We start from the raw sequence: 975 nt of genomic DNA, 5'->3' as shown, positions 1-975 counted from the left end.
TGAGGTTTTCTCAACGATGTTTGTGCCATGCGTTGTTGAGGACGAGTGCGGCTTTGGCGATGGCGCCGATCCGGTTTGGGCTGATCGTGACGTGTTGGAGTGCGCGCCAGCGTTGTTTGAGTTCCGCCGCCGCGCGTTCGCCCAAGGCTCGGATGCCGCGTAGGAGCCGGTTGTGGGTGCGGTTGTCCACGGCGAGTGGAGAGGGAATGTCCGGATGGGGCCGGATAGGTGTGTGAACGCCGATGCCCGCCCCGGTGTAGCCGAGATCGGCCAGGGTCGGCAGGCCATCACGAGCGGCCAGGTACAGCGCGGGCAGGGCGTGGATGCGGGCGACGGTCAGGTCGTGGACGCTGCCGGGCTCGACTTCGGAGACCCACAGTGGCGTGCCGTCCGGAGCGGCGATGAACTGGATGTTCCCGGCGAAGTGCTTGGCCTTGCCGGAGTACCACAGGTCGTTGCCGTTCTCCGTGACGCCCGCGACGCGGTCGCAGGATATGAGTGTGCCGTCCAGGATCACGTGGTTCATTTCCTCCGCGCGGCAGCGGGTCAGGACGTGGTGCAACTGCGGGGCCCGTGCGGCCAGCAGGTCGATCGCCTCGTGGAGGTAGCGGTAGCCGGTGGCCTGCGATATCCCGGCGTCGCGGGACAGGCAGTGCACGCACCCGGCCTCGCGGAACCAGCGCAGCACCATCACGGCCTGGCGAAACGGCCCCAGCACCCGCGACCCACGCGGCGTACCGATCCGCCGACGGTGAGCGGCCAGCAGCCGGGCGAGGAACTCCACCACCGGACGCGGGACATCGAGCATGGCAACATAGGTGACCAACGTGAAGCCTCTGGCTGGGGAACGGGATCTTGTGGTGAGAACCGTCCTACCAGGGGCTTCACGCTCTTCCGGAACCAGGGCACGGATGTCCCACTCAGGCAGACATGCCCAGATCAACCCGCTTCGCGAAGATCATTTCGCTGAGAAAA

1 protein-coding gene is annotated in these 975 nt (G+C 66.3%); it reads right to left on the bottom strand.

The annotated features are described in order from the left end of the window. Positions 1-10: 10 nt before the first annotated feature. On the bottom strand, positions 11-808 hold the full coding sequence (locus DEH69_RS28310; RefSeq protein WP_181727643.1) for a transposase family protein: 798 nt from the start codon (positions 806-808) through the stop codon (positions 11-13). Positions 809-975: the final 167 nt, after the last annotated feature.

Origin of the sequence: Streptomyces sp. PT12, assembly GCF_003311645.1 — a bacterium.
In the GTDB taxonomy this organism is placed as follows: Bacteria; Actinomycetota; Actinomycetes; order Streptomycetales; family Streptomycetaceae; genus Streptomyces.
Note: the sequence above shows the minus strand (reverse complement) of the source record. Positions and strands in the feature narration are given on the sequence as shown.